This is a genomic window from Marinimicrobium hydrolyticum (genome assembly GCF_030848505.1).
Classification (GTDB): domain Bacteria; phylum Pseudomonadota; class Gammaproteobacteria; order Pseudomonadales; family Cellvibrionaceae; genus JAVDDU01.
On sequence record NZ_JAVDDU010000007.1, the window covers coordinates 33,777 to 60,080 of the forward strand.

The 26,304-nt window shown below is 54.2% G+C and carries 26 protein-coding genes and 1 tRNA gene; 20 read left to right on the forward strand and 7 right to left on the reverse strand.

What is annotated here, in order from left to right:
* Positions 1–31: 31 nt before the first annotated feature.
* Positions 32–2,332, reverse strand: coding sequence for a putative bifunctional diguanylate cyclase/phosphodiesterase (locus RBH33_RS12860; RefSeq protein WP_306732610.1), 2,301 nt, complete (start codon positions 2,330–2,332; stop codon positions 32–34).
* Between the two features lie 425 nt (positions 2,333–2,757).
* Positions 2,758–3,834: a histidinol-phosphate transaminase gene (hisC, locus tag RBH33_RS12865; RefSeq protein WP_306732611.1), complete on the reverse strand. Its 1,077-nt coding sequence runs from the start codon at positions 3,832–3,834 to the stop codon at positions 2,758–2,760.
* A 133-nt stretch (positions 3,835–3,967) separates the two neighbouring features.
* Between hisC and RBH33_RS12870 the strand changes: the two genes are divergently transcribed.
* The gene (locus RBH33_RS12870; RefSeq protein WP_306732612.1) at positions 3,968–5,167 is read left to right on the forward strand and encodes an amino acid aminotransferase; all 1,200 of its coding nucleotides are present in this window, start codon (positions 3,968–3,970) and stop codon (positions 5,165–5,167) included.
* A gap of 3 nt (positions 5,168–5,170) precedes the next feature.
* On the opposite strand, the gene RBH33_RS12875 is transcribed toward RBH33_RS12870, so the two are convergent.
* On the reverse strand, positions 5,171–6,157 hold the full coding sequence (locus RBH33_RS12875) for a DUF3530 family protein (RefSeq protein ID WP_306732613.1): 987 nt from the start codon (positions 6,155–6,157) through the stop codon (positions 5,171–5,173).
* 83 nt (positions 6,158–6,240) lie between these two features.
* On the opposite strand from RBH33_RS12875, the gene rpe reads away from it, so the two are divergent.
* From rpe to trpC, 5 genes are all read left to right on the forward strand, one after another.
* A complete protein-coding gene (gene rpe, locus RBH33_RS12880) occupies positions 6,241–6,942 on the forward strand; it encodes a ribulose-phosphate 3-epimerase (protein WP_306732614.1) in 702 nt (233 codons plus the stop codon).
* Between the two features lie 269 nt (positions 6,943–7,211).
* Positions 7,212–8,693: an anthranilate synthase component I gene (gene trpE / locus RBH33_RS12885; protein WP_306732615.1), complete on the forward strand. Its 1,482-nt coding sequence runs from the start codon at positions 7,212–7,214 to the stop codon at positions 8,691–8,693.
* Positions 8,690–9,271: an anthranilate synthase component II gene (locus RBH33_RS12890; protein WP_306732616.1), complete on the forward strand. Its 582-nt coding sequence runs from the start codon at positions 8,690–8,692 to the stop codon at positions 9,269–9,271. Before trpE ends, RBH33_RS12890 begins: the two co-directional genes overlap by 4 nt.
* A gap of 29 nt (positions 9,272–9,300) precedes the next feature.
* Positions 9,301–10,338, forward strand: a complete 1,038-nt coding sequence (trpD, locus tag RBH33_RS12895; RefSeq protein ID WP_306732618.1) for an anthranilate phosphoribosyltransferase — start codon at positions 9,301–9,303, stop codon at positions 10,336–10,338.
* A gap of 58 nt (positions 10,339–10,396) precedes the next feature.
* On the forward strand, positions 10,397–11,194 hold the full coding sequence (gene trpC, locus RBH33_RS12900) for an indole-3-glycerol phosphate synthase TrpC (protein WP_306732619.1): 798 nt from the start codon (positions 10,397–10,399) through the stop codon (positions 11,192–11,194).
* Between the two features lie 333 nt (positions 11,195–11,527).
* Here the strand turns inward: trpC and crp are convergent, their stop codons facing one another.
* On the reverse strand, positions 11,528–12,163 hold the full coding sequence (crp, locus tag RBH33_RS12905; RefSeq protein WP_306732620.1) for a cAMP-activated global transcriptional regulator CRP: 636 nt from the start codon (positions 12,161–12,163) through the stop codon (positions 11,528–11,530).
* Between the two features lie 238 nt (positions 12,164–12,401).
* On the opposite strand from crp, the gene RBH33_RS12910 reads away from it, so the two are divergent.
* The gene (locus RBH33_RS12910; RefSeq protein WP_306732621.1) at positions 12,402–12,827 is read left to right on the forward strand and encodes an OsmC family protein; all 426 of its coding nucleotides are present in this window, start codon (positions 12,402–12,404) and stop codon (positions 12,825–12,827) included.
* 8 nt (positions 12,828–12,835) lie between these two features.
* Here RBH33_RS12910 and coq7 read toward each other — a convergent pair whose 3' ends face one another.
* Entirely contained in the window at positions 12,836–13,483 is a 648-nt protein-coding gene (coq7, locus tag RBH33_RS12915; protein WP_306732622.1) for a 2-polyprenyl-3-methyl-6-methoxy-1,4-benzoquinone monooxygenase, read from the reverse strand.
* 139 nt (positions 13,484–13,622) lie between these two features.
* Between coq7 and RBH33_RS12920 the strand changes: the two genes are divergently transcribed.
* From RBH33_RS12920 to RBH33_RS12930, 3 genes are all read left to right on the forward strand, one after another.
* On the forward strand, positions 13,623–13,862 hold the full coding sequence (locus tag RBH33_RS12920; RefSeq protein ID WP_306732623.1) for a hypothetical protein: 240 nt from the start codon (positions 13,623–13,625) through the stop codon (positions 13,860–13,862).
* A 325-nt stretch (positions 13,863–14,187) separates the two neighbouring features.
* On the forward strand, positions 14,188–14,952 hold the full coding sequence (locus RBH33_RS12925; RefSeq protein WP_306732624.1) for a sulfite exporter TauE/SafE family protein: 765 nt from the start codon (positions 14,188–14,190) through the stop codon (positions 14,950–14,952).
* A 69-nt stretch (positions 14,953–15,021) separates the two neighbouring features.
* A complete protein-coding gene (locus RBH33_RS12930) occupies positions 15,022–15,561 on the forward strand; it encodes a hypothetical protein (RefSeq protein WP_306732625.1) in 540 nt (179 codons plus the stop codon).
* 39 nt (positions 15,562–15,600) lie between these two features.
* On the opposite strand, the gene hpf is transcribed toward RBH33_RS12930, so the two are convergent.
* Positions 15,601–15,957: a ribosome hibernation-promoting factor, HPF/YfiA family gene (gene hpf / locus RBH33_RS12935; protein WP_306732626.1), complete on the reverse strand. Its 357-nt coding sequence runs from the start codon at positions 15,955–15,957 to the stop codon at positions 15,601–15,603.
* 348 nt (positions 15,958–16,305) lie between these two features.
* On the opposite strand from hpf, the gene RBH33_RS12940 reads away from it, so the two are divergent.
* The 4 genes from RBH33_RS12940 to RBH33_RS12955 all read left to right on the forward strand — a co-directional run bounded on the left by RBH33_RS12940 (position 16,306) and on the right by RBH33_RS12955 (position 20,609).
* The gene (locus RBH33_RS12940) at positions 16,306–16,893 is read left to right on the forward strand and encodes a hypothetical protein (RefSeq protein ID WP_306732627.1); all 588 of its coding nucleotides are present in this window, start codon (positions 16,306–16,308) and stop codon (positions 16,891–16,893) included.
* 115 nt (positions 16,894–17,008) lie between these two features.
* Complete coding sequence (locus RBH33_RS12945; protein ID WP_306732628.1) at positions 17,009–18,994, forward strand: M64 family metallopeptidase; 1,986 nt, start codon at positions 17,009–17,011, stop codon at positions 18,992–18,994.
* 2 nt (positions 18,995–18,996) lie between these two features.
* On the forward strand, positions 18,997–19,497 hold the full coding sequence (locus RBH33_RS12950; RefSeq protein ID WP_306732629.1) for a hypothetical protein: 501 nt from the start codon (positions 18,997–18,999) through the stop codon (positions 19,495–19,497).
* Between the two features lie 146 nt (positions 19,498–19,643).
* Positions 19,644–20,609 carry a cation diffusion facilitator family transporter gene (locus RBH33_RS12955; protein ID WP_306732630.1) on the forward strand — a complete coding sequence of 322 codons (966 nt, stop codon included), beginning with the start codon at positions 19,644–19,646 and terminating at the stop codon, positions 20,607–20,609.
* A 105-nt stretch (positions 20,610–20,714) separates the two neighbouring features.
* On the opposite strand, the gene RBH33_RS12960 is transcribed toward RBH33_RS12955, so the two are convergent.
* Positions 20,715–20,786 (reverse strand) — tRNA-Leu (locus RBH33_RS12960).
* Positions 20,787–20,931: 145 nt separating this feature from the next.
* Here RBH33_RS12960 and RBH33_RS12965 point away from each other — a divergent pair.
* From RBH33_RS12965 to RBH33_RS12990, 6 genes are all read left to right on the forward strand, one after another.
* Positions 20,932–22,206 carry a site-specific integrase gene (locus RBH33_RS12965; RefSeq protein ID WP_306732631.1) on the forward strand — a complete coding sequence of 425 codons (1,275 nt, stop codon included), beginning with the start codon at positions 20,932–20,934 and terminating at the stop codon, positions 22,204–22,206.
* An 82-nt stretch (positions 22,207–22,288) separates the two neighbouring features.
* The gene (locus RBH33_RS12970) at positions 22,289–22,543 is read left to right on the forward strand and encodes a hypothetical protein (RefSeq protein ID WP_306732632.1); all 255 of its coding nucleotides are present in this window, start codon (positions 22,289–22,291) and stop codon (positions 22,541–22,543) included.
* Positions 22,540–22,764 (forward strand): hypothetical protein, encoded by a 225-nt coding sequence (locus RBH33_RS12975; protein ID WP_306732633.1) that lies wholly within the window; start codon positions 22,540–22,542, stop codon positions 22,762–22,764. The genes RBH33_RS12970 and RBH33_RS12975 overlap by 4 nt, the downstream gene beginning before the upstream one ends.
* Before the next feature lie 50 nt (positions 22,765–22,814).
* Positions 22,815–23,393, forward strand: a complete 579-nt coding sequence (locus RBH33_RS12980; protein WP_306732634.1) for a hypothetical protein — start codon at positions 22,815–22,817, stop codon at positions 23,391–23,393.
* 327 nt (positions 23,394–23,720) lie between these two features.
* The gene (locus RBH33_RS12985; protein ID WP_306732635.1) at positions 23,721–24,602 is read left to right on the forward strand and encodes a PriCT-2 domain-containing protein; all 882 of its coding nucleotides are present in this window, start codon (positions 23,721–23,723) and stop codon (positions 24,600–24,602) included.
* Complete coding sequence (locus RBH33_RS12990; RefSeq protein ID WP_306732636.1) at positions 24,599–25,720, forward strand: AAA family ATPase; 1,122 nt, start codon at positions 24,599–24,601, stop codon at positions 25,718–25,720. The genes RBH33_RS12985 and RBH33_RS12990 overlap by 4 nt, the downstream gene beginning before the upstream one ends.
* Positions 25,721–26,304: the final 584 nt, after the last annotated feature.

Genomic DNA, 26,304 nt, shown 5'->3' on the forward strand with positions numbered 1-26,304 from the left:
CTCTGTATAAAAAACCGGGCAAGGTGGCGACCTAGGCACCGAGCTTGGTGACACTCCCCAATTCGATAACATTCCCCTCGAAGCAGAATGTTGAGCCTTTAAATCGGCTTTCGAGCTGCTTTGCGGTCAGGGGTTTGGCGAACAGATACCCTTGCCCCTGGTCGCAACCTTGTTGACGCAGCCACTCCGCCTGGGCTTCCTTTTCCACCCCTTCGGCCACCACGTGCAACTGCATGTTATGGGCCAGACCAATGATGGACTTGGCGATGGCGGCGTCATTGGCGTCGTCGTGAATATCGTGAATAAAGCTGCTATCGATTTTCAGTTTTTGAATCGGGAAGCGTTTCAGATAGGCCAAAGATGAGTAGCCGGTGCCAAAATCGTCAATAGCCAGGAACAACCCCATTTGATTCAACTGATTCAATTGGTTGATGGTTTCTCCAGCGTGCTCCATGGCACAGCTTTCGGTAATTTCCAGCTCCAGGTGCTCAGCAGTAAGCCCGGTTTCTTTCAGTATGGCTTCAACCTTTTCCGGGAAGTTGCGCTGCCGGAACTGGCGCGGTGACAGGTTGACGGCAATCCGGCCGACCTTTTTCCCGGCGCTGAGCCATTTCTTTTGTTGGCGGCAGGCTTCTTTCAGCACCCATTCGCCAATGGGCACAATTAAACCGGTTTCTTCCGCCAGAGGAATAAAATGTACCGGCGAGACAAGCCCCCGTTCCGGGTGCTGCCAACGCACCAGCGCTTCCATACCCACCAACTCACCGGTCTGTAAGTCCACCTGGGGTTGGTAATGCAAAATCAGCTGTTCTTGCTCTACGGCGCGGCGTAAATCGTTTTCCAGCAGTAGATAGTTCACCGCCGTAGCACTCATGCCTTTGGTGTAAAACTGGCAGTTGTTTTTACCCGCTTCTTTCGCCTTGTACATGGCGATGTCGGCGTTCTTCAGCAGTTCGTCCGCATCCACGCCGTCATCGGGGTAAACGCTGACACCGATGCTGACGGTGGTGGTGATTTCATGACCGCAAATTTCCAGCGGCCGGGCTAAAGTCACCAACAACTTGTTGGCGATAAAAATCACGTCCTCAATGTCATTGACGCCTTCCAGTACCACGACGAACTCGTCGCCTCCCAAGCGCGCTACAGTATCCATATCGCGCACGCCCTCGTTTAGGCGCATGGCAATGGCTTTTAGCAGCAAGTCACCCGAGTCGTGGCCGAGGCTGTCGTTGATGTTTTTAAACCGGTCGATGTCCAGCAGCATCAAGGCCAGTTTGCTGTTGCTGCGCTGAGCGCGCGCCAAACCGTGGTAGATGCGATCATAAAACAAGGAGCGGTTGGGCAAGGCCGTGAGCGAATCGTGAAAGGCCATGTAGTTCAAGCGGGACTGTTGCTCGCGCAGCGCATTCTCGGCCAATTTGCGCTCCGAGATGTCGGTACAAATGGTACAGACACCGAACACCTCGTCGTTTTCATTGCGCAACGGGAATTTCACCATGAAGTAGGTGTGCAGAGTCCCGTCGTTGTGCATCAATTCCAGCTCGGTTTCGAACGTCTGGCGGCGGTCTTTGGCCGCCAGGTCGATGTCCCACAGCGTTTGGGCCACGTCACGCGGGTAAACGTCAAAGACGTTCTTGCCCACGAAGCCTTTTTCGTCAATGTTTTCCAGATGCTTGTAATGATCGCTGGCGAGCACTACGTTGCCATCGAGGTCTTTGACGGAGATTAGGGCGGGCGAGTGGTGCAAAATGGCGTGCAAGTAGGTTTCACTGGCCCACAGAGCTTGCTTGGCGAGGCGGAAGCGTTCGGCCTGTTCGTCGTGGCGCCACATCTCGATGACCTGGCGGGCGAGAAGACCGCTGAACGCCCACACGGTGTCTAAATCCGTCACGCTCCCCGTCAACGCTTCCACGCTGTCTTCGGACTCCATATAGAAAGCGGCGATGACTTTTTGGTTTTCCAGAATTGGCTGGATGTAGCCTGCCTGACAGCCTTTGGGCGCTGAGCTGGGTTCCAGCTGAAAACGGCTATGGGGGCTCAACTCCAGCGCTTCGCCGGAGGCGAATACCTGTTCAATGTGCAGGTGGGGGAAAAGTTTTAACTTGTCGAGAGCGGTGGCCAGGCTGTTGACTCGGGGCTCTACCGGGTGGTCCTGGGCGATGGACTCGACATAGAGCCGATCGTCCCGCTTTACGATCAGCGCGACACGGCTGATGGCAGGTTTAACCACCACCAATTTCACCAAGCGTTCAGCAATCTGCTTGTGATTGAGATCGGTAAACAACTGTTGAAATTTCTTGATCAGCTCAACAGCGGAGTGTCTGTAACTCATAGTCGCCCAACTGGGTGATCCGTAAATGGGGAATCAGCTTAGGTTCCACAAGGCTTCTGACGCCTCTAGTCGGTTCCCGTCTGCGACCCCGCGATGGCTCAGCATGGCCCATTCTTAAAACTATTGGCAATATATTCTTTAAAAAAAGCCAAAAAAGGTAATAATGCCGCGTAAAACAAACCACCTCAGGTTTCGTTACTTCCACCTTAGATGTCGCGATCTCGCTTGCTAGTACCTGATAAATCTCGAGGGCCGGTACCCTTGGGGGTTCAACCGGAGCCTAACCGTTCCGGCTGTGAATGCCTCACCAGCACTAATTATCTTTTATATATGAAGCATAATAAGCCGCGAATGACGCGAGAATCAAGCCCACTATGTCACTAATATCAACGGGTCGCGCTCAGGGCGCCGAGCGCGTTCCGGGTTTACCCATTAGTCTGCGGCGGAAGTAACGTTTTCAGCGTCTCGACCAGTCGCGTCATTTGCTCATCAGTACCCAGGCTAATACGCAAATAGTCGGCAATACGCGGGCGGCCAAAATGGCGCACGAGGATTTTCGCCTCACGAAGTGCCTGGGCTAAATCCGCCGCCTTGGTAGAGCTTGGGGGGCGTGCGAACAGGAAGTTGGTCTGGGAGGGTAGAACGGCAAAGCCCAGATCCTCCAGGGCGCGCGTGCACCAGTCGCGCGTGGCGATGACCTTGTCCCGGCACTGTTCAAAATACTCCCGGTCGTCCACGGCCGCGCAGGCGATGGTCTGCGCCAACTGATCGACAGGGTAAGAATTGAAGGAATTTTTAACCCGATCCAGACCGTCTATCAGATCCTCATGGCCAATGGCAAAACCCACACGTAGACCCGCCAGGGAGCGTGACTTGGACAGGGTTTGTACCACCAGAAGATTGGGGTATTGGTTCACCAGCGCCACAGCGCTTTCTGCGCCAAAATCCACGTAAGCTTCATCGACCACCACCACGGAATGGGTGTTGCGCTGCAACAGCGCCTCAATATCGCTCAGCGGCAGGCCCATGCTGGTAGGGGCATTGGGGTTGGGAAATATGATGCCGCCGTTGTCTGCCGGAAAATCTTCAAGGGCCAGTCTGAAATCTTCACGTACCGGAATTTGCTCAGCGGTGATGCCCAGAAGCTGGCAGTACACCGGGTAAAAACTGTAGGTAATGTCAGGGTACAGCAGAGGGCGATCCTGCTTGAAAAACGCCATAAATGCGAACGCCAAGACCTCATCCGAACCGTTGCCGATGAACACCTGCTCGGGCCGTACGCCGTACAGTTGGCCGATGCTGTCTTGCAAACGCCGGGAGTAGGGGTCCGGATAGAGCCGCAAGCGCTCTACGGCGCTGGCCTTGAGGGCTTGTTCGACTTTTGGCGACGGCGGATAGGGGTTTTCGTTGGTGTTGAGTTTGATCAGCCCATCCACTTGTGGCTGTTCGCCGGGGACGTAGGGTTCCAGTTGGCGAACCAACTCGCTCCAGTACTTCGACATGCTCAGGTTCCAGTCTCGTGAGGCAAAAGCCCATTATACATAACCCCAACTTAGTCGCTGGCAAAGCGATGGACGATACGTATAATTCGACGAACTGTTTGGGCATTCGCCCCGTTCACACCCGGAGTCCCCTATGTTTGAAGACCTGCCCTTACTGCCTAGCGACCCCATTTTGGGCTTGAGCGTTGCTTATAGGGAAGATCCCAATCCTGACAAGGTGGATTTGGGGGTGGGGGTTTACCGCAATGAAGCCGGTGCAACTCCGATCATGGCCGCCGTGGCGGCGGCGGAGCAGGAGCGGCTGCGAGCAGAAACCAGCAAAGCTTACACCTTCCCAGCCGGTTATCCGGGTGCTAATGAGGTGGTCAATGAGCTTTTATTGGGCGCTGGGCACTCCGCTCTACGGGCAGACCGGGTTCGGAGCATTCAAACGCCAGGTGGCTGCGGTGCTCTGCGTGTGGCGGCGGAGCTGATTACGCGTGCCCGACCGAAAGCGCGGGTCTGGGTTAGCACACCCAGTTGGGCCAATCACGTGCCGCTGCTGGGTGGAGCGGGGCTCACTTTGGAGGAGTATCCCTACTACGACTATGAAAGCCACAGCCTGGATTTCGAGTCTATGCTCTCAGTCCTGACTCGAGTACCTGCTGGGGATGTCGTCTTGTTTCATGCGTCCTGCCATAACCCCAGCGGCGCTGATCTGTCACCGGAGCAGTGGCGACAACTGACGGACTTGGCGCTTGAGCGCAATTTTGTGCCCTTGATTGACTCGGCTTACCAGGGGTTGGGGGAGGGGCTGGAGGAGGACGCCTTTGGGCCCCGTTTGATGGCGGAACGGTTGCCGGAGGTGATCGTTGCCAGCTCTTTTTCCAAGAACTTTGGCCTCTACCGGGAGCGTGCAGGCGCTTTAACGTTGGTGAGCGCTAACACTGAACAGGCTCTGGCGTGTCACAGTCAATTGCTCAGCGTAACCCGAGGGCTTTATTCCATGCCGCCAGCCCACGGCAGCGCCATAGTCGATATCATTTTGCATTCGCCCGAACTTACTCGTTTGTGGAGCGATGAGTTAGCTCAGATGCGCGCCCGCATTCAGGGGTTGCGGCAGGCCTTGGTGGCGACTTTGGCGAATCACCTGCCTGAGCGTGACTTTTCTTTTATTGCCCGGGAGCGGGGCATGTTTTCGTTTTTGGGGTTGAGTGAAGCCCAGGTGGCGCGGCTGCGCACTGACTACAGCATTTATATGACGGCGAACAGCCGCATCAATGTGGCTGGCTTGAGTGATGACAAAATGGATTATGTGGGCCGGGCCATTGCGCAGGCGGTGAGCACTGACTGACGTTCAGTCAATGCGCCGGCGTGTCTCTGCATTGTTCTGGTGTGTCATAAAACTGTGTAGTCTCAGCACCGAGTAGCTACTTGAATCATCCAAGTCCGGCGTGCGGGGGTAGGGCAAAGCCAGCGCTTGGTAATGTGCCATGTTCTGACGCTGAGCTAGCCCGCGGTGCAGTTGGCGCTGGCGCCGGTTGGCCGGTGTTTCGTTTTCCGGAAATACATCCAGAACGGGCAATTCGGGCACTGAAAACAATTCTTCCAGTTGCCCTTGGGATAGCGGTTGGCTGGGGTATAGGTTAGCGAGCACCAGGGCGCGTATCGGACCCGCCAAAGGGCTGTGGCCTGGCTGCTCGCCTGGCTCTCCCACCTGCAGTTCGGGTTTTACATGGGCAAACACCGCACTGGCGTTCACGTTATCCACCAACAGAACCAAATTTTGAGCGGCGTCGGCCTCTAGCAGAGCTAAGACGCCATCTAGGCGCGCGGCTATACGTTGTTCCCGGGTCAGGGGTTCCTCCTCAGCGGGAGCTTCCTCGGGCGGTGCCGCGTCAGCCTCAGCGGCGGTTTCCACTTCTTCCCGTGTTTCCACCGGCCGGGGCGGAATTACTGGCCCCGGTGGCGTTGGCACGGCCAGCGCCAACGTGGCCCAGCCATAATAGGGTAGCGCCCGGCGCAGATTCTCCCAGGCGGGGGGCCAGTCGCCTGCTCTGTCCGCGCTGTGTACCATCACTAAAGTGCCTTTGGGCTCAGCGTGCAGCGCCGGTTTGAGCAGCATCAGAACTTCCCCCTCCGGCGTGTTCAGCCGGTGTGCTTCGCGGGGAAACGCACTTGCCAGCAACGCCCGATCGCGCTCGGCGCGGGACGCAAAACGCGCCGGCTCCTCAATGGTCGCCTCGGCCTCTTCCTGCTCATCTTCGGCATGGCTGGGCCACGCCAGCAGGGCGGCCAGGCAAATGGCGCAGAGCTTACTGGGAGCTGGGAGGAAATACCTCATGATGCTGTGTCGCTCCGCGTCTGGGGATTGGGTACAATGCTGGGGACGAGTGACACCCCTGTAGAGATTACATCGGAAACTTTATGCAGAACTTTAAACGGGACTTTAAAATCGCCCCATCCATCTTGTCAGCGGATTTCGCCCGACTAGGAGAAGAGGTGGACGCCGTGCTGGAAGCCGGTGCGGATATAATCCATTTCGATGTGATGGACAATCACTATGTCCCCAACCTCACGTTCGGTCCCATGATGTGCAAAGCGCTGCGAGATTATGGGATCACAGCGCCCATCGACGTGCACCTAATGGTGGAACCGGTGGATGCCCTGATTGAGAAATTTGCCCAGGCCGGCGCCAGCTATATCACTTTTCATCCCGAGGCGTCCCGCCACGTGGATCGCTCCCTGCGCCTGATCAAAGACGCGGGCTGCCAGGCGGGATTGGTGCTGAATCCCAGCTCCACCTTGGACCAGATTCAGTACGTACTGGATGAGCTGGATATGCTGCTGTTGATGTCGGTGAACCCTGGCTTTGGCGGCCAAACGTTTATTCCTTACACCCTCGACAAACTGACCCAGGCACGGGATTTAATTGATCGCAGCGGCAAGCCGATTCGCTTGGAGGTGGACGGGGGGGTAAATCTGGACACTATTGGTGCCGCAGCGCTGGCCGGGGCGGATACCTTTGTGGCTGGCTCGGCGATTTTTGGCGCGCCAGATTACCGACAGGCCATTGCCGGTTTGCGAGCCCAGATTGCCCAGGTGGTCAACGACTCTGGGGCAGGCTAGCCAGCCGCCTCGTAATTCAGTAGACTCTGTTTCACGTTTACCAGGAGAAGCCCTGTGACCCGGTCCGGCTTATATCTGCATATCCCCGCACTGCTCCCTGCCCGATGGCGTGGCTGAGACCCTTTGCCTGCGGCTAACTCAGTCTTCAGGCGTCTCCGCTCTCCGGGCAAATCCCCGCTTGGCCCAGTTAGGCCCAGCATGGAAATCTCCAGAAAAAATAACGTGATGCGCAGAGGCTCAGCCATCTGCGCGATCAGAAAGGTATAAGCATGACCCCCGAACACTTTTCCCAATTGGCCGCTCAGGGCTACAACCGCATTCCGGTAATGCGCGAAGTCCTGGCGGATCTGGACACCCCTCTATCGTCGTATTTGAAGTTGGCGCGCGGGCCCTATTCCTACTTATTTGAGTCGGTGCAGGGCGGCGAAAAGTGGGGCCGCTATTCCATGATTGGTCTGCCCGCCCGCACCGTGCTTAGAGCATACGGCAATCAAGTTCAGATCGAACGCGACGGCGAGCAGGTCGAGAGCTTCGAGTGCGACGATCCCCTGGCCTTCGTGGAAACCTTCAAAGAGCGCTACAGAGCTCCGGAGCTGGACAATCTGCCCCGCTTTACCGGTGGCCTGGTCGGCTATTTTGGGTACGACTGCGTGCGCTATGTCGAGCCGCATCTGCGCGAGAGCACGCCCAACGATGTGCTGGGTACACCGGACATATTGCTCACCGTTTCCGACGAAGTGTTGGTGTTCGACAATTTGGCCGGCAAGCTGATTCTGGTGATTCACGCCAACCCGGAATTGGAATCCGCGTTCGATCTTGCACAGGCACGCCTGGATGAACTCGTGGCCCGCTTAAAGTTGCCCGTGCCGGAAGTGCCCGCTATGAGTTTGGAAGGCACCAGCGCTACTGAGCAGGCATTCCGTTCGCACATGGGTCAAGAGCGTTACATGGAAGCGGTGGAGCGCATTAAACAGTACACCCTGGCCGGCGATGTGATGCAGGTGGTGCCGTCCCAGCGCCTGTCCATCGACTTCTCCGCCGAGCCACTGAATTTGTATCGCGCCCTGCGCAACTTGAATCCTTCCCCCTATATGTATTTTCTGGATTTGGGCGATCATCAGGTGGTAGGTTCCAGCCCGGAAATTCTGGCCCGCCTTGAAGATGGTGAGGTGACCGTGCGCCCTATTGCCGGAACTCGCCGACGTGGCCGCACACCCGAAGACGACAAAGCCATGGAAGAGGATCTGGTCAACGATCCCAAAGAAATTGCCGAGCACTTGATGCTGATTGATTTGGGCCGCAATGACGTAGGTCGAGTGTCGCAAACCGGTACGGTCAAGCTCACCGACAAAATGGTGGTGGAGCGCTACTCTCACGTGATGCACATTACCTCCAATGTGACCGGGCAGTTGTTGCCGGATCTGACCGCCATGTCGGTGCTGCGCGCCGCTTTGCCCGCCGGGACTTTGTCTGGGGCGCCCAAAATTCGCGCCATGGAAATTATTGACGAACTGGAAACCGAAAAGCGCGGCGTTTACGGCGGCGCTGTGGGCTACATCGCCTGGAACGGTAATATGGATACGGCCATTGCCATTCGCACCGCCGTGATCAAAGACGGCAAGTTGTACGTGCAGGCCGGCGGCGGCGTAGTCGCTGACTCCGTGCCGGAATTGGAGTGGAAAGAAACCATGAACAAAGCGCGCGCCATTTTCAGGGCCGTCGACATGGTGCAAAGAGGAGTCGAGCAATGATCCTGATGATCGATAACTACGACTCCTTTACGTACAACGTCGTGCAGTATTTGGCCGAACTGAACGCTGATGTAAAAGTGGTGCGCAACGATGAAATCGAAGTGGCCGAGATTGCTGCTTTGGCACCGGAAAAAATTGTCATTTCGCCGGGGCCCTGTACTCCCAACGAAGCGGGCGTTTCACTGGCCGCGATAGAAGCGTTTGCGGGCAAGATCCCCTTACTGGGCATTTGCTTGGGACATCAGGCCATTGGCCAGGCGTTTGGCGGTTTGGTGGTGCGCGCGCCTCAGGTTATGCACGGTAAAACCTCGCCGGTTTATCACAATGACACGGGCGTGTTTAAAGGCCTGAAAAATCCGTTGATCGCAACCCGCTATCACTCGTTAGTAATTGACAAAGCCAGCTTGCCGGATTGTTTGGAAGTCACCGCTTGGACGCAAAGTGAAGATGGCGAGCGCGCGGAAATTATGGGGGTGCGGCACAAAACCCTGGACGTGGAGGGTGTTCAGTTTCACCCCGAATCCATCTTGACGGAACAAGGGCACGATTTGCTGCGTAATTTTCTGGATCCTAAGTAAAAGCTCGGTCACATTAGCGGGAGACGCACATGGACATCAGACAAGCACTGACCAAATTGGTGGATCGCATTGACCTCAGTACCGATGAGATGACAGCGGTTATGCGTGAGGTGATGACTGGAGCGGCCACGCCGGCCCAGATCGGTGGTTTTTTGGTGGCCCTGCGCATGAAAGGCGAAACGCTGGATGAGATTACCGGCGCGGCTACCGTCATGCGCGAGTTGGCTACCAAGGTGGACATCAACGCTCAGTATTTGGTGGATACCTGCGGCACCGGCGGCGATGGCGCCAACTTGTTCAATGTGTCCACCGCCAGCGCCTTTGTGGTGGCCGCAGCCGGCGGGCAAGTTGCCAAGCATGGCAATCGCTCGGTATCCAGCTCCACGGGTAGTGCGGACGTTCTGGAACAGGCGGGCATTCATTTGGGATTGAACCCAGAGCAGGTTGCCCGTTGCGTACAGGAAATCGGCGTTGGCTTTATGTTTGCGCCCGCCCACCACAGCGCCATGAAACACGCCATTGGGCCGCGCAAAGAGTTAGGGCTGCGGACCATTTTTAATATGCTTGGCCCCATGACCAATCCCGCGGGCGTGAAGCGTCAGGTGATTGGAGTCTTTAACGGTGCCTTATGCCGGCCCATGGCCGAAGTGCTCGGCCGCTTGGGCAGCGAGCATGTGATGGTGGTGCACGCCCGTGACGGTTTGGATGAAATTTCCCTGGCAACAGAAACCCAGGTGGCGGAACTGAATAAGGGCAGGGTGACCGAGTATGTTATCAAGCCCGAAGATTTCGGTATCAACAGCCAAAGCCTACTTGGCTTGAGCGTGGATAGCGCTGAAGCCTCCCTGGCCCTGATACAGGATGCTCTGGGAAAGCGACGTGGCGAACACGGCTCCAAAGCAGCGGATATCATCGCCCTGAATGCGGGTGCCGCCATCTATGTGAGCGGCGTTGCCCAGAGTTTGGCCGAGGGTGTGGATATGGCTCAGGACGCCATTGGCAGTGGTTTAGCCGCCGAAAAAATTAACGAGCTGGCCGCGTTTACTCAGTGCTTTACGGCTGAATAATCAGAAAAAAACATTCTGTCCATTTCGATAATACATCGTTACCGTAAGGAATCCCGGCGTGACTGATACACCAACTGTTTTACGCAAAATCATCGCCCGCAAATGGGAAGAAATCGCTGAGCGTAAAAAAACCGCGCCGCAATCCCTGGTGCAGCAATTGGCCACCGAGCAACCACCTACGCGTGGCTTTGTGAAAGCCATCGCTGATCGTGTGGACGGCGGTGAGCCGGCGGTGATTGCGGAAATTAAAAAAGCCTCTCCCAGTAAAGGTGTGATTCGCGAGGACTTTGTGCCAGCGGATTTGGCGCGCAGTTACGAGAAGGGTGGGGCGGCTTGCCTTTCAGTGTTAACCGATGTGGATTTTTTCCAAGGCTCTGACGACTACTTACGTCAAGCGCGCGCAGCAGTTAGCTTGCCTGTAATCCGTAAAGACTTTCTGGTGGACGAATATCAGATCTACGAAGCGCGCGCCATGGGAGCGGACTGCGTGCTGCTGATTGTGGCTGCACTGGAGCCGGAGAAGCTCAGAGCGTTAAACACTTTGGCGTTGGAGCTGGGGCTGGATGTGTTAGTGGAAGTGCACAATCTTGAGGAGTTGGAAGTGGCCCTGGGCCTTCCCAATAAACTGATCGGCATTAACAACCGCAATCTGCACACGTTTGAAGTTAGCCTTAAAACCACTTATGAACTGTTGCCCGCTATCGACAGCGAACGCATTGTGGTAACGGAGAGCGGCATTCTGGCCCCGGCCGATGTACAGGCCATGCGCGGCCGGGATGTGCATGCGTTTTTGGTAGGGGAAGCGTTTATGCGCGCACCGGATCCGGGTTTGGCGTTGCAGCGTTTTTTCAGTTGAGGCGAGGGGTGTAGAGAGTAGGGAAAGTCTCCGGCAGTTTGATACACGCTGCGAGTACAGCCTTGGAAGCTCTCGTTGGCTTCCCACTACTGTCCAGAATAAATAGTCGAATTAGTAGCTTCGTAAGCAAGTCCCCGGGCCGCGCAGGGTGAGTGTTCAGCAAACGTCGTAAACCCTTCCCTGGGGACTGCCTCAAAAGATCCCTCTTTTGAGGCTTGCTGAACACTCACCCTGCACGCCCCCAGTAACTCCGGCTATAGCACTCTTATCCCCAGCCCAACGGTAAGGACGCCCTAATTGCTGTGACGGAGGCGATGCTCGTAGCTATTTGAGTTAGCGTGTTCCGTACACCACCATCGTTTTGCCTTTCACTTCCACCAGGCCCTGATCTTCCAGAGTCTTTAACACTCGGCCGACCATTTCGCGGGAGCATCCGACGATGCGACCAATTTCCTGCCGGGTAATTTTGATCTGCATGCCGTCCGGGTGGGTAATGGCATCGGGTTCTTTGCACAAATCAAGCAGAGTGCGAGCTACGCGACCGGTGACATCAAGGAATGCCAAGTCACCCACTTTACGGGTAGTGGCACGCAGCCGGCGCGCCATTTGGCTGCTTAATGCGAAGACGAATTCGGGGTATTGTTCGGCTATTTCCTGGAATTTGCTGTAGCTGATTTCTGCCACTTCACACTCGGTTTTAGCGCGTACCCAGGCGCTGCGGGAATCCTCTTGGTCGAACAATCCCATCTCACCAAAGAAGTCGCCGTCATTGAGGTAGGCGACAATCATTTCCCGCCCTTCATCGTCTTCAATCAATACAGTGACCGAGCCCCGGACTATATAGTACAGGGAGTCGCTTTTGTCGCCGGCGTAGATAATGGTGCTTTTGGCCGGGTAGCGGCGACGATGACAGTGGCTGAGAAATTCTTCCACATTCTTGATATGGGGTGTAAGTGAGACGGCGACCAAGGTGCGACTCCTGAACATTGCTAAAAACAAGCGTTGGTGTATCTTAACGCGCTGAGGCAGTCATAACCACCATAGAGAGTATGCATGCTACCAACTTTGAGTAGCAGTTATAAGCCCACTCACAAGTCTTGTCCAGAGAAAATACCAAATGCTCCGCCGCTTGTGGAATTGGGTGACAAACCGCGAATGTGCTACTCTTGGCGCCGCCAATCGGTGCTGACAAGAAAAGAGGTCAAGTATGCAAGGAACCGTTAAGTGGGTCGATGGGGCCCAGTTTTTGGCTGAGTCCGGCAGTGGGCACAGCGTTGTTATGGATGGCCCGCCGGACCATGGTGGCCGCAACACGGGTGTAAGGCCCATGGAGATGTTGCTGCTCGGACTGGGAGGCTGCTCGGCGTTCGATGTTATGAGTATCCTCGGCAAATCCCGTCAGGCGGTTACCGATTGCCGGGTAGAATTGAATGCCGAGCGAGCCGAAGGCGTGCCTTCACCCTTCACAAAAATCCATATGCGCTTTGTCGTGACGGGTCGTGCACTCAAGGAGTCGCAAGTTAAACGGGCGGTGGAGTTGTCGGCCACCAAGTACTGTTCTGCCTCCATCATGCTTGAAGCGGCCGGTGTGGAAATCACGCACGACTATGTAATTGAAGAAACGCCAGCCTAAACAACCGATTAAAGACGATAGCTGGTTTCCGTCATCACCTTGGAAACCATCGTCATAAGACTTTTCACCGGCGCGGGGAAGCGCATGCCACCCGCCGCCAACGCCATGTCCGCGTGGCGCGCTTCGTCGTCGAGCATTTGTTCGACCACCGCTCGACTCTTGCGATCACCCACGGGCAGTTTTTTCATGTGGGATTCCAAGTGTTGGCATACCTGATCCTCAGTGGCGGCGACGAAACCTAGGCTTACTCGATCGCCCACCAGGCCGGCGCCCGCACCCAGCGTAAACGACAAGCCGTACCAAAGGGGGTTGAGGTAGCTGGCATGGCTGCCCAGCTCATCAAGGCGTTCTTGACACCACACCAGGTGATCCACTTCTTCAGCGGCAGCGCGCTCCATATCATTGCGCACCTGCGGCAGCTTGGCGGTGAGTGCTTGCCCTCGATACAGCGCCTGGGCGCACACTTCCCCCGCGTGATTGACGCGCATTAACCCCGCGGCGTGTTTCCGTTCATGCGCTTTTAAGGGCGCCTCGGGTTGTTTGTGTGCTGGGGAAGGCCGCTCGGCCTTCGGTGCTGTTGAGGTATGAGTTATCCCTCGCAAGAGCCGATCGGCGCGAGTAATGAACTGATCCAGAGGTGTCAAAGTGCGAGACATAATCAAGTACCCATGTATCAGAGAAAGTGGTCCTCATTGTAACGCCAATGAGCTTAGCCGCCTAACGGCGTTAGGTGGTTGCCGCAAAACTTGCCGGCCAGTAGTGTGTCAAAGTACCAACAAGCCTGGAGGGCACGCCATGAAGCTGGATTTCCTCAAGCACCACAAAAAAGAGCCGCCAAAAGACCACAAAGATCTGGAGGCAAAGCACCCGCAAACGGATGACCATTCCCTGCAAGCCCAGGCAAAAAAGCGCGCCCAGCATCCGGAGCATATCCACGCCGGCACCCCCTTCGATTGGGAAGACATCGACGCCTATCAACGGGAGCTGGATCGTATGGATCGGGAAGGCCCTGGCCGCTCACAGAAAAAAGACTAATTTCCTAATGATTAGACGGGTGGCGCCTACTCTCGCTTATCATTCCGGCGCACGCGCACTGCTGTCCAGAATAAACCTTTGATTACCAACTTCGTAAGCGAGCCCTCGGGTCGCAAAGGGTGAGTGTTCCGCGGTTTGGCCGCTATCGGCGCTTCTCGGACCAGCTGAGCTTCGGCCGACGAGGCGGTTCGTTCCCTTCACTTCTGCACAACGTCCCCGCTACTGGTAAACTGCCGCGCTGATTTCAGACAACCTGCCGTCATTCCCGCGAAAGCGGGAATCCACGGGCGGGTTCCACCACTAAGGCCGGAGCAAAGCAGCAAACATGATCGAAGGATGGATGTTTTACGCCCTGGCCGTACCGGTCGTACTACTGGTCGGCATTTCCAAAGGCGGCTTTGGCGGCGGCTTGGGTACTTTGGCCGTACCGGTTCTTTCGCTGCTGGTGGATCCGCGTCTGGCGGCCGCGGTGTTGTTGCCAATCCTTTGCACCATGGACCTGGTCAGCCTGTGGAGCTTTCGCGGCGCCTGGGATAAAAGCAATCTGCGCATCATGCTGCCACCGGCCATGCTAGGCCTCGTCGGCGGCGCCTTGACCTTCCAGTATATGGATGCGGACATGATTCGCTTCATGGTGGGCCTGATGGCGCTGTATTTTGTCGGTCACTACCTCTGGGGTAAGTACTTGCTGCAACGTCTTAAGCCCCAGCCTCGCAGTGTGTGGCGTGGTGGCTTCTGGAGCACCCTGTCGGGTTACGTCAGTTACATTGCCCACGCGGGCGGCCCGCCCATTGCCATTTATCTATTGCCACAACACATGCCTAAAACCGTGTTTGTGGGCACTACCGTACTGTTCTTTTCCGTGGTGAACTACGTAAAACTGGTTCCTTACGCCTGGTTTGGCCAGCTCAGCCCCGGTAACTTGCTCACCTCGTTGGTGCTCCTGCCCTTGGCACCCCTGGGTGTGCTGCTAGGGGTTTTCCTGCACAAGAGGGTGTCGGAAAAGTGGTTCTACTTGAGCTGTTATGTGCTGTTGCTGGTCGCGGGGGTGCGGTTGGTGGTGGACGGCGCCACCGGTATTTGGGGTTAAGCGCTGTTCAGCCACGATTCAGTTGGCCAGTCGTAGGATGAGGTGACACCTAAAAAAGGAGCCACCGCCATGAATCCTATCAGAGCACTTGCCGTCATCCTCGTCAGTTTTGTGTTGCTGGGCTGCAACGAACGGCGCACCGTCTACGTGAGCGATCCAGGCCCCAGTGGTCCCACCGCGTACGACCTCCGCCCCATATTGCTGGATTTTCATCTAATCGACAGCTACGGCGTCAACACCGAGTTTGACCACCGCAGCGCTTTAGTGCTCGACCCTTACTACGACGCGGGCCTATTTGAAATCGACTGGCGGGTGGATAGCCCGAGAAGTTATCGAGTGGATTTTCGAATCAATGATGTGCCGACTATGTCTGGCAGTCGACGGGTGTACACGGAAGTGTGCGGGGCGGGGCGGCAATGCGATCAGGATGCCATTCGCCTGTGCCAGTACTACTCGGATCTGACCATGGCTTGTGGCTGGGACGATACAGTGACGGACATTAGCCACCTTATCTACGAATTACCGCAAAAGGTCTACGCCATACTCAGAGTGTGCGATATGGCTGGTACTTACTGCCAGTATGAGTACTACCCGGTTTGGCTGGAGTGAGGATTTCTATGGCCTCCATCCGTGGAAGCCGGGGCCTGATCAGCCTTCAGCAGCAAGAGGCTCTGAATCCTCCATTTGAGGCTCGTCGTCCAATTGCGGCTTGGCGTTGCGATGTGCCCCCAAAGCACCTTTACGTTTTGCCAGGGCCGCATCCAACTTGCGAGCGGCATCGGCGATAGCGGCGTACAGGTCGCCCTGAGCGGCATGAACCGCCACGGTGGCGCCCAGGTACTGGGTGGTAAGGTCTACCCGCTGTTCTTGCCGCTCAACCGTCAGGGCGACGGACAAGCTGCTGATGTCGGGGTAATGGGATTCAATCTTGGCGAATTTGCTATTTACTGCGCTACGGATGCCGTCGGTGATGTCGAGATGGTGGCCGGAAAGGTTTATTTGCATAGTTAGGATTACCTCAGTTGTAAAACAAACGTCTACAGGGCCTGCAAACCATAAATCCAAGGTCTTCTTTTTCGCGCCTCTCACCTATAAAAATGTGCCCGAGCGAGCCATAAGTCAAGGGGGGTACCCACAAAATTTCGGCATTCCCTAGAATTCGCCGGTTTTTGGGAAGGCTCCCAGGCACCATCAAATTACATGAGCCAGCCCCCGAAACGCGCTTCCCAGAGATAACCATCCTGGCTAGTGCTGGTTTTCAGGGGAAAATGCGCCATGCTCCGCTGTGCGTGAAATTGCGCCGCTTGCGTGATATAAAGATTGAAAATTAATAATCAATTAAGGACACTTACGATGAAAAAAATGGCGTGTGTTTTGGCGCTTCTGTTTATTGTACTTACCGCTGGGTGCACCATTAACCATCCGGTTGCGATAGATTATGATCGACATCTCGCCAATTACGGCGCTGAAACTGTCCTTTCTCACACTGAGCTGGATGCAGAGTACTTCATTGCGGACGAAACCAAGAATCATAGCTACCAATTTAGAGCCGGATCCGTTGGGTACGCCCATCTATGGATAGTTGAGTTTGGGAAAATACTAGACCAAACGCTGAGCGCGGATTATGTCCAGTCTGCCTTTGGGAAACTCAAGAAAAGTGAAGGCGGGGCGGGGAATTTAATCGAGTTTGAGTTGGAGGATTTTGAGTTCAAGAACTATCGGGCCTATACGACTTTGAATATAAAAGTTCTCAACTCCAACACAGAGATCTTTAACAAGACATATCGCTCAGAAGGTGGAGCTCAGGGTGGTCAGATGTGGGTTGGAGGCCCGTTTGCTATGACTAATGCCACATTGAAATCCACAAAACAATCAATCGATAATATTCTCGAAGAATTTATTAATGATGTTAATTCCAAAAATCTGGCGTCTAGCGAATAGCTGAGTAATCCCTGATACGACCCACTGTCAGAAAAATGCTAAAGCCGTAGGTGCTCCTGGAATCTGATGCGCTATAGAGGCAAAGCCTACTCACCGAGAAGAAGGATCATTCAAGATGAGGCAAGTCCTAAAAATAAGAAGCTACCGATGCTTGGTGGTGAGGGCCGTCGAAGTGCTTACCAGCGGCCGACCTCAACACAAGCAGGCAGCCAGATGCGCGCTTTTCCTTCCGTTGATCGTGTCCTTGTTCCTGATAACGGCCTGCGATGGTGGGTCGGACGATAGTCCTGAAGCCCACCTCGTTACATCATCGGCTTCCGACGGTGGCAGTATTACCCCAAGTACTCGAACAGTGTCTGAGGGCAGGACTACCCGATTTACTGTAGCGCCCAGCGAGGGGTATACACTCGACTCAGTGACCGGTTGTGGTGGCAGGCTGGATGGAAACACCTACGTGACAGAGCCCATTCATCAGGGCTGCACAGTCAGTGCGCATTTTGAACAACTAGTAACCATCACTAAGGCGGTCCAGCGGGATGGCCATACTGAATTCACCTCGTTTGAGTTGGAGCCGGGCGAGACTTTCACAGTGCCGGTTGAAGACTTAACCTGGTACTCCTCAACATTGGAGAGTGATTGTCAGGGTCAGTTGGACGAGGCGGGCTATGTTATCTCTTCAGCAACGCAGCCTTGTACGATTAGTCTGAGCTACCATTTGGATTACCTTCCTGCCGATGCTCAGCCCGCTGTTGGGTTTACAAGAGCATTCTATGATGTCGGTTCGGGTGAATCCATCACCATTGACATCTTCGGGCATAGCTTTACTTCAACGAAACTTATCTATGAGGTTGAACAAATCGAAGGGCCAGAAATCGAGTTTGTTCAGTCAGAAAATGAGCTGGTGTTACATGCGCCCATCGTGGATGAGTCTACCATTGCTACTTTCCGAGTAAGCCTATCGGATGAGCACAATTTACAAATAAGTCGGCACTTTGACTTAATCGTATACCCGACCTATTCAGATCAAGTATCCGTACTTCAGGGCACCTCCAATGGTGTCGGTGTCGACTTGATGATCACCGGGGATGGCTTTACTGGCGATCAACAAGACAAACTGGTAGAGAACGCCGCGCGGATTATGGATAAGTTCTTTGAAGAGCCCACCATAGCTGTACACAAAGACTTCTGGAACGTACATCTCGCGCCAGCCATTTCTGCGGAATCAGGCGCTGTTGATGGGTCTGAAGGTCATTCAACATTGGACACCGCCTTCGGCAGTTACTTCAATTGTGGAGGCACTGAGAGAAGCTTGTGCACGGATCTTAGTGCGGTGATCGGTTTTGCCGGAAAAACAGTGCCTCAGTTTGATCAAATACTGATCATGGTTAACGATCTTAAGTATGGTGGGGCAGGGTACTGGGGCATAGGCATTTCGACGTTCTCGCTAAACCAATGGGCTTTCGACGTTGCTATTCATGAGATGGGGCACAGCTTCGCTTTACTTGCCGACGAGTATGCTTACGGAGAATGCCTCAACGAGGTGGAGTTTGAGCAGGCAAACGTTACTATTGAAACTAATCCCGAGAAAGTTAAATGGAAACATTGGTATGCGGATACGAACAATATACCCACCAGTTTTTATGGTGTCTCGAACGATGTAGTAGGGTATTTTCGTGGAGGAAACTATTGCGAGCATGGAGTTTGGCGCCCAACCAACAACTCATTGATGCGTACAATGGGCATGCCGTTCGGGCCCGTTAACGCTGAGCAGTGGGCGCTATCCGTTTATCGGGACGCTGGCGTCATTCGGGGGGATTTTCCTATGTTGCGTGAGTTGGCGATCCAGCCTACGCGAAGCCGAGTGTTTGCTGTCGAACCCTTTGCCGGATCAGAGGTGCAAAAGGTACGCTGGTTCTTTAACGATGAAGAGCTTTCAGAAAGCTTAAGCAACGGCCACGTCCTGTTTGTGCCCCCGCAGGAAGAAGACTTTTCCATTCGGGCCGTCATCGAAGATGTAACCGGACTCATTCGGTCTGACCCCGAACAACTCAGCTCAACATCGGTAGAGTGGCAAGTCACCGTAACGGAGTTAGGAGAGTAACCATGCGCGCACTGATTGCCAGTATTTTACTGGGTCTCACTTTCGCTTCACATGCACAAACCTTGCTGGTGCATGTTGATTTTGATCAGCATGGGTATTATGTCAACAATATGCGGGTGTTGGATCGGACCTTTAATGCCACCTCTCCCCGGCCGGCACAGAAAAACGCCGTGCGCTACCAGTTTCTCGATGTCGACGGGAATATTCTGAAAGAGGGCATTGTGCATAACCCGCTGTTAGTGGCCGGCGAGTTTCATGGGAATTCATCGGAAGGTATTGATGGAGAAGTTGCTCAAAAGGCCAACGGCAGCTTTATGATCCGGGTACCCTATGTGGAATCCATGGCCACGCTCTCTCTTTCAAAGCTTGAGGCCTCTGATGATACTCACCAGACTAGCTATTCGGGAAGTGGGAAGCCATCTTTAGCCCAATCAGCGCTGAAACCCAGCTTACTTAATGAGTTTGACCTACAAAACTACCTGAACCAGCCTAAAAATCAGTAGTTCACTGAAGAACCGAATGCTGTGTCATTGAAATAGTGAAAAATTCCATATTCACTTCGGAAGCAGGCAACCCAAAGTCGATATCCGTGGAACCGCCGTCTGGCTTCAAACTCTGTAAGTTAGAGTAAGGATGGAGAAGCTTGTGAATGGAGGCGACTTTGACGAATGGCGGCCGGCTCTTCGATTTGAAAGACGAGCGTGGTGTACTCAAGGTATCCATCACGGCAACACTGATGATTGCCGTTTTTGGCCTCGGGTTTGGCTTGGTTTCGGGATCTTACTCAATCATCTTCGACGGTGTCTACGCCATGGTGGACGCCTGCATGAGTCTGCTTTCGCTGCTGGTTGTTCATCTCATTACGTCCTTCGCCCACTCCAAAGGACTTTCCCGCCGTCTCACCGAACGCTTTTCTATGGGCTTTTGGCACCTGGAGCCCATGGTGCTGGGGATGAATGGTACCTTGCTGATTGCAGTGACGGTTTATGCGTTGCTCAATGCCGTGACCAGCCTGATGGCCGGCGGGCGTGACTTAGAATTCGGGTGGGCGATGGTCTATGCAGTGATCACGTTGGTCGTCTGTATAGTAATCGCCGTGGTCGCGGCGCGCGCAAACCGCAGAATAAACTCGGATTTCGTCCGCCTGGATGTAAAGGGCTGGATTATGTCTGCGGGGATTACGGCGGCGCTCTTGGTGGCTTTTTCACTGGGTTACGCCGTACAGGAAACCCAGTGGCATTGGATTTCCCCCTATATCGATCCGGCGGTGCTTGCGATCGTTTGTCTGGTTATCATCCCGCTGCCGGTCTCGACTGTGAGGCAGGCGCTGGCCGACATATTTCTTGTGACGCCACCCGAACTAAAGCAGCATGTCGATGAAGTCGCGCAGGCTTTTGTCGAAAAACACGGCTTGGTAACCTACCGCGCCTATGTCGCCCGGGTTGGCCGCTCGAGGGAGATAGAGTTGTACTTAATTGTTCCAGAGGAAGCCCCCGCCCGCACCATCGGAGAGTTGGATGCGCTGCGTGATGAGATTGGCGAGGCGATCGGCTATGAGGGCCCTCACCTCTGGCTCACCGTCGTTTTCACCGGGGACCTGAGTTGGGCAGACTGATACTCTAGGAGGCATGCGTATCACTGGCCTGTTGGTAGCAGTGAGATTTCTGATAGGGCAATAAAAAAGGCTGACAAGCGTTAACCTGTCAGCCTTTTCGAATAGTGGTAGCTAGGGGCGGACTTGAACCGCCGACCCCAGCATTATGAATGCTGTTGCTACCCATTTACCCCTGCTTACCCGTATTTACCAACCCTTGCTAAACCCTTGCAATGTAGCTATATTCTAGTTACTTTCAATGCTGCGGTTAACCTTTCTTTTACCGCATCTTGCTTACCCTGTGCTTACCCGCGCTTGGGTAAGCAGAAAACAAGGGTTCCAAATGGCTAAGATAACAAAGCGGTTAGTTGATGCGTCCGAGCCAAAAAAGGCGCGTTACTATGTTTGGGATGAATCGCTTCCAGGCTTTGGCTTGGTGATTCAACCGAGCGGCACCAAATCATTCTGTTTTCAATATCGCACCCCAGAGGGGCAAACTCGCCGTATTTCACTGGGGCGCTTTGGATCGGTTACGCCAGAGCAGGCCAGGACTAAAGCGAAAGGTTTTCAATCTCAAGTTAACCAGGGCGGTGACCCACTGGGAGAGAAGCGAACTCGGCGCGCTGCCCTGAAAGTCTCCGACATTCTCGACCGATACCTAGCGTCTGCCAAGTTCGGACAAAAGACCGACACCACCCAATCAATTGACCGTGGCCGGATAGAGCGACACCTCAAGCCGCTGCTAGGCAATAAGATTGCCGACAAGCTCACTGTTGATGTGATCTGGCGAGCCTATGCCGACATTGTGGCCGGTAAGACTGCCACTACTGTAAAAACCGGCCCTAGAGGATTAGCCCGAGTGAAAGGCGGGGAGGGTGCTGCGCGCATGTCTATACGATTACTCAAGTCCGCGTATTCGTGGGCGACCGAGGAAGGGCTGCTTTCCGTGAACGTGGCAGCGTCCGTAAAGGTCAGCCAAGACGGGCGCAGACAGGCTGTGTTAGCGCCAGAGGACTACCAAGCACTATTCCAAGCAATCGACGACCTAGAGAGCGTGGCGGCCCTCAATTCAGTGGCGGGAGATGCCGTGCGGGTGATTGCGCTCACTGGTGCCCGTCGGGGTGAGATTGCAGGGCTTCGCTGGCGGCATGTAGATCTAAAAAAAGGCATAGCTATCTTATCCAGCGGCGAACACAAGACCGGGCGCAAAACCGGTGATTCGCGCACGATAGGATTGCCCGCAGCAGCACAGGCGATTATCTCAAGACAACGCAACGGTAAGCCCGATGATTACATTTTCCCGCCAGCGCGTGGCGAGGGCCCCATAAGCCTATCCAAGCCTTGGCGACTGATCCGCGACAAGGCAGGGCTCGATAGCAGCATTGTCTTGCATAGCCTGAGACACAGCTTGGCAACGTCTATGGCGGTCAATGGTGCCGAGGCTGCGCACATTATGGCGGTGATGGGGCATAAGGACTTAGCGACGAGCCAGAAATACATTCACATTGCGAAAGATATGCGGGCCGATATGGCCGAGAGAGCCGCGTCCGGTATTAGTGCCGCAATGAATGGATCAGCACCCGCCAAGGTGGTAAAGCTGACCGGAGCAAAGAATTGACCCGAAAGGGCAATAGACGGGCCGCGAGGTAGTAGCAGTACCCCGCGGCCCTAACCACAACTGACTGACTAAGGAGTCAATCATGGCTACACAAGATGTTACCACACAGCAATCCCCCGGCCCGGGTGATGTACAGGACACAATCAATCGGATACAACTCAGCATCTCTGGTTTGGGCGGCCTGTTTGCCGGTCTACAGGAGCTTAAAAACGACGCGCAGTACAACCAAAAGGCAATTGGCGGCATGTCATACCTTGGTGAAATCGTCGCCGACTCAGTGCGGCGTGAACTGGACGAAATCGAAGCTAAGCTAAGCCAAGAGGAGGTGCAATCATGAGCGACGAGAAAATGACTCCAGAGCAAAATGCGGAAATGATAGCGGAAGGGTACAAGCAGATGCCGCCGGCGCAGCGGGAAGCGTTCCTTGCCGCATTCAAGCGTCTACAAGGCGGTGATGATGAACACGAAGTCGTTGATTTTTTAGCCGGAGAGCTTGGTTGGTCACCTGAGAGGGTGGCGGCAGCGCACAAGCAGATCGACGAAGCATCAAAGCACTAACGCCACTGGGGCGGCTTTGGTCGCCCTTTGGTTACTTGAAAGGCGAATTTATGACGAATGAAGAAAATGCGCGTCGAGTAGTAAGGGAGTACTTGGACAGCAGGCAAAGCCATCTCTCTTGGAGTGGTCTGGAATTCCGAGGATTGGGCGCGGCAATTGAGGCAGGAGCTAGATTCCCGGTGGAGAGGGATTACATCCTGACGGAACTCACAGCCGAAAATCAAGATAACCTACGATCCCTGGTTAAAGATTCCATTCATGATTCGATTGCATGGGAGGCGTGCAAGCAAATTTCAGAACAGTTTATAAGGCGGCATGAGCCGGTTCCTGCACTGCTGGAGAGTTTTGTCTTGGATCTACTTAATGGCAATAATCCCCGGCCAACTGTGCAGAGAACGGGGCCAGACCCATATAAAAACGACGGCAGGGATTCAGCTATAGTAATGGCTGTCTACAAGGCAACAAAATATCTGCCTGAGTACAGCAACGGAAATGAAACCGGTATGACTGCCTGTGCGCTGGTCGCTGAGATAATGCGCGAATACGGAGTGAATATTAAAGTTTCAACCGTTGTTCGGATTTGGGAAGAGACTATAAAGCAGAGGTTTGGGAAGCAAACCCACACGTAAACCAAAGTCAAAATAAAACATTTTTTAATATCCTATCCCGCCCCATGGCACGAAAGTAAATTGACTCCAAACACAGTAACGTTTGGAGTCCAATATGTCGATCAAGTCAAAACTAAGCCGCACTGAAAGCGCGGAATTTCTCACCAACCAGGGATTCCCTGTTAGCCCTCGGACGCTTGCCAAATATGCTTGCATTGGCGGCGGCCCATCATTCCGAAAATTTGGCCAGCGCGTCCTATACACTCCTGATGATCTAATTGCTTGGGCTGAGGCTAAAACCTCCGCACCCGTCAACAGTACCAGTGAATCACTGGCAGGCGGTGCATAATGCAGACAAAAAAATACCCCGGACGCTCTAACGGCCAGGGCACAGATAAGTTTTCTAACACCTCGAATTATAGTACAGCCAAAACGGAATCGCTATCGCTTGATGATGTGCGGCAGATGTTGTCATTCATTCCCGCCGATGACTACGACGAATGGCAAAAGGCTGGAATGGCAATTCATTCAGAATTTGACGATTCCGGCTTTTCTGTATGGGACGACTGGTCGCAAAGCGCCGATAATTACAAACCGGCATCTGCGCGGACGGCATGGCAATCGTTCAATCCTGGTGCAATAAAAATTGGCTCTCTTGTCTACTTGGCGAAACGCTACGGATGGAGCCCTCAAAGCGATCCTAAGCCGCTTCGCCCTATACCTAACCCAAAGCCCGCGCCCAAGCCGATAGCGTCCAATACGCAACGCTACGCGCTTGAATTGTGGCTCGCTTCTGACTATGACGACGATGTTGTAGCAGGCCATGAGTATGCTCAAAGAAAAGGCATTGATTGGGCCGCTGGCGCAGCACGTGGTATTGCTTCCGGCAAGCTGATCGGCAAACAAGCCGATTGCATTATCGTTCCCATCTACTCTATCGAAACCGGAAAGCTACAGGGCGTTCAGTGCATTAATTCAGAGGGCGAAAAACAAAGCTTTGGCAGAGTGTCCGGCGGTTGTCTATTACTTGGCAACACCCTTAACAAAGCGTCCTCCTGGTACGTTGCCGAAGGCTGGGCAAGTGCCGTTTCTATGGCTTTTCACCATTGCAAAGGTAATTCAGTATGCGCGGCATCCTTTGGTAAAAGCCAGCTCGAAAATACAGCGCGAAAAATCGGAGAAGTTCACCAGCCAAGCGAGATTGTAATTCTCCAGGAGGTGGACGCATGACAACGATTAGAAAGGCAACCTTGCCAAAAGATGATCGTGGCAATGATCCCAATGACCACAGAGAAGATCCGCATTACCTGGATAAGCTCCAGCCCATATCGTCGATGCTATCCCGCTTTACGCTTAACGGGCAGGCCGGAGAAATGAAACTCCGAATGCTGGACGACAAGTTTGTAATGGGAACCATTGCACTGCTAGGCCAAAGCACGGTTATTTATGCCCGCCCGAATGCCGGTAAAACCTTGCTGGTTATCTGGATGATTATCCACAACATACAGTTGGGCGAGATGCGCGGCGAGGACGTGTTCTATATCAACGCCGACGACAACCACAAAGGACTGACCCATAAGCTCGAACTGGCAGAACAGCACGGTTTTATGATGCTGGCGCCAGGCTATAACGAGTTCCGCGCTGACATGTTGGCGGGTGTACTGGCTGAATTGATGGAAACAGGCGAAGCACGAGGCAAGGTGTTGATATTGGACACCGTGAAGAAGTTTGCTGACCTAATGCGCAAGGATAAAGCCTCCATCTTTGGTAATGCCGTTCGCCAGTTTGTAAGCCACGGCGGAACAGTGATTATGCTCGCCCACGTCAATAAACACGCAGACGCAGATGGCAAGGTGATATTTGCCGGAACCAGTGATCTGGTAGATGATGCCGATTGTGCTTTTACGTTGGAAGTTTTGACGGACGATAAGGCAACCGGCACCCGCAGCGTTAAGTTTGAGAATTTCAAAAGCCGGGGGGACGTCGCACAAGAGGCGGTCTATGAGTACAACGCTGGTGAGGGCGTAACCTACTTTGAACGGCTGGCCTCAGTTCGCGCTGTAAACGATCAGGAGCGCGAGGAGCTGGAACTGCGCCGTCGCCTGGATATTACCCTAGATCGAAACAGAGAAGCGGTTGAGGCGATCAAGGAGGCGATCAAGGCCGGGTTCACTCAGAAGACGCCCTTAGTTAAAGAGGCGTGCTCAAGGTCAGGACTCACAAGGCGCAAGGTTATTCGAGCCCTTAGTGACCACACCGGGAACGACACTTCAAAGCACCAATTCTGGCATGTAAACGTGGAAGACAAGAACCGGCACGTTTACCAACTCAATTGGGGTGTCAATTGATGATCTGCACCCACCCCCTGGGAAACAGGAAAACTGGAAAACTGAATTTCCATCACTCAGGGCTTGTGGTGGGCAAGAATCCTACACCCCGCTCTGTGACTAAGTTTCCCAGTTTTTTATGTTTCTTAGTTTTTCTAGTTTTCTTGGTTTTCAGTTTCCCAGTGTGCGGGAGGCTTTTTTGATGCAAACCAGAGAATTGAGCCCTACCGCCAGAGATACCCCTGGAAGCTACCAAGCAAGCCGCTGGTATCGAGTAACCACTGGCACCGGATCCTGCAAGATGATCTGCCCCCACCCAATGACCCGAGACGAGGCGCTGAGAGCAGCCAGAAGGCGCTGGGATGAAGCCGAGATAGACACTAGCTTAGATAACCAGGAGCAACCATGAGCAATAAAGTTTCAGCCAAACACAGACGGGAATTATGGCAGCGGCAACAAAGAATCCTAACTTCTAGGAAGAAGCCAAGGCGGCCTGACGAGCCTGTACAAGCAGACAGTGCTATGCTAGGCTGCAAACACAGAACGAATTCTGGCAACGCGGTTATCCCTATGGGAGCTCGCGGACCCGGACACCAGTTTGGCAC

Coding starts and splice junctions, on each gene's coding strand:
- RBH33_RS12860 (WP_306732610.1), bottom strand. CDS start 2,332: ATGAGTTACAGACACTCCGCTGTTGAGCTGATCAAGAAATTTCAACAG.
- hisC (WP_306732611.1), bottom strand. CDS start 3,834: ATGTCGAAGTACTGGAGCGAGTTGGTTCGCCAACTGGAACCCTACGTC.
- RBH33_RS12870 (WP_306732612.1), top strand. CDS start 3,968: ATGTTTGAAGACCTGCCCTTACTGCCTAGCGACCCCATTTTGGGCTTG.
- RBH33_RS12875 (WP_306732613.1), bottom strand. CDS start 6,157: ATGAGGTATTTCCTCCCAGCTCCCAGTAAGCTCTGCGCCATTTGCCTG.
- rpe (WP_306732614.1), top strand. CDS start 6,241: ATGCAGAACTTTAAACGGGACTTTAAAATCGCCCCATCCATCTTGTCA.
- trpE (WP_306732615.1), top strand. CDS start 7,212: ATGACCCCCGAACACTTTTCCCAATTGGCCGCTCAGGGCTACAACCGC.
- RBH33_RS12890 (WP_306732616.1), top strand. CDS start 8,690: ATGATCCTGATGATCGATAACTACGACTCCTTTACGTACAACGTCGTG.
- trpD (WP_306732618.1), top strand. CDS start 9,301: ATGGACATCAGACAAGCACTGACCAAATTGGTGGATCGCATTGACCTC.
- RBH33_RS12910 (WP_306732621.1), top strand. CDS start 12,402: ATGCAAGGAACCGTTAAGTGGGTCGATGGGGCCCAGTTTTTGGCTGAG.
- coq7 (WP_306732622.1), bottom strand. CDS start 13,483: ATGTCTCGCACTTTGACACCTCTGGATCAGTTCATTACTCGCGCCGAT.
- RBH33_RS12920 (WP_306732623.1), top strand. CDS start 13,623: ATGAAGCTGGATTTCCTCAAGCACCACAAAAAAGAGCCGCCAAAAGAC.
- RBH33_RS12925 (WP_306732624.1), top strand. CDS start 14,188: ATGATCGAAGGATGGATGTTTTACGCCCTGGCCGTACCGGTCGTACTA.
- RBH33_RS12930 (WP_306732625.1), top strand. CDS start 15,022: ATGAATCCTATCAGAGCACTTGCCGTCATCCTCGTCAGTTTTGTGTTG.
- hpf (WP_306732626.1), bottom strand. CDS start 15,957: ATGCAAATAAACCTTTCCGGCCACCATCTCGACATCACCGACGGCATC.
- RBH33_RS12940 (WP_306732627.1), top strand. CDS start 16,306: ATGAAAAAAATGGCGTGTGTTTTGGCGCTTCTGTTTATTGTACTTACC.
- RBH33_RS12945 (WP_306732628.1), top strand. CDS start 17,009: ATGAGGCAAGTCCTAAAAATAAGAAGCTACCGATGCTTGGTGGTGAGG.
- RBH33_RS12950 (WP_306732629.1), top strand. CDS start 18,997: ATGCGCGCACTGATTGCCAGTATTTTACTGGGTCTCACTTTCGCTTCA.
- RBH33_RS12955 (WP_306732630.1), top strand. CDS start 19,644: ATGGAGGCGACTTTGACGAATGGCGGCCGGCTCTTCGATTTGAAAGAC.
- RBH33_RS12965 (WP_306732631.1), top strand. CDS start 20,932: ATGGCTAAGATAACAAAGCGGTTAGTTGATGCGTCCGAGCCAAAAAAG.
- RBH33_RS12970 (WP_306732632.1), top strand. CDS start 22,289: ATGGCTACACAAGATGTTACCACACAGCAATCCCCCGGCCCGGGTGAT.
- RBH33_RS12975 (WP_306732633.1), top strand. CDS start 22,540: ATGAGCGACGAGAAAATGACTCCAGAGCAAAATGCGGAAATGATAGCG.
- RBH33_RS12980 (WP_306732634.1), top strand. CDS start 22,815: ATGACGAATGAAGAAAATGCGCGTCGAGTAGTAAGGGAGTACTTGGAC.
- RBH33_RS12985 (WP_306732635.1), top strand. CDS start 23,721: ATGCAGACAAAAAAATACCCCGGACGCTCTAACGGCCAGGGCACAGAT.
- RBH33_RS12990 (WP_306732636.1), top strand. CDS start 24,599: ATGACAACGATTAGAAAGGCAACCTTGCCAAAAGATGATCGTGGCAAT.